Below are 541 nucleotides of genomic sequence, written 5' to 3' on the forward strand. Positions count from 1 at the left end.
ACCCCGCCCCGGCCACCAGCAGCGCGTCCCGCAGGCGCCGCCGCTCCCGCCGGCCCGCTGTCCATAGCTGGTCCCGTACCTCGGCGCGCAGCGCCTTGAGCTCCCGCAGCTCCGCCGCGCGCTCTCGCGCCGTCAGTGGCTTGACCAGCCCGGGAACGTCCTCGACCCGGCCGGCCCGTACAACGTCCAGCAGCTCGCTCATCGGGGGCCGCCTCCGGTCAGAGTGGCCAGGACCGTGTCGCGCCGCGCCATCCGCACGGCCAGCGCGTGCTTGCACGGCCCGCGTGCTCCCCGGTGGTCGGCCCACCACCGGCAGGTGCAGCTCAGCGCCCCGCCCGACTCCCGTACCTGATAGTGCCGTTCGCCGGAGGCCACCCGGGCCAGATCGCCCGCCAGCATCACCGCGCCCGCGTCGAGCAGGGCGCGGGCCGCGACCAGCCGCGGGTTGTGCCGCTCGGCGCGGGAAGCGTCGTACGGCAGCTCGCGGTGGAAGTAGGCCGCGTCCGCGACGTCGTAGCCGACGCGCCCCGCCGTGCCCAGG

2 protein-coding genes are annotated in these 541 nt (G+C 76.7%); both read right to left on the reverse strand.

The features are described 5' to 3' along the window. Positions 1 to 202: hypothetical protein (locus tag GT042_RS30525; protein WP_161311927.1), on the reverse strand; the 202-nt coding region annotated here is incomplete at its 3' end. Then, positions 199 to 541 (reverse strand): SWIM zinc finger family protein (locus GT042_RS30530; RefSeq protein ID WP_161311928.1); only part of this gene is annotated, 343 nt, incomplete at its 5' end. The genes GT042_RS30530 and GT042_RS30525, both read right to left, overlap by 4 nt.

It is taken from the genome of Streptomyces sp. SID3212 (genome assembly GCF_009865405.1).
Classification (GTDB): domain Bacteria; phylum Actinomycetota; class Actinomycetes; order Streptomycetales; family Streptomycetaceae; genus Streptomyces.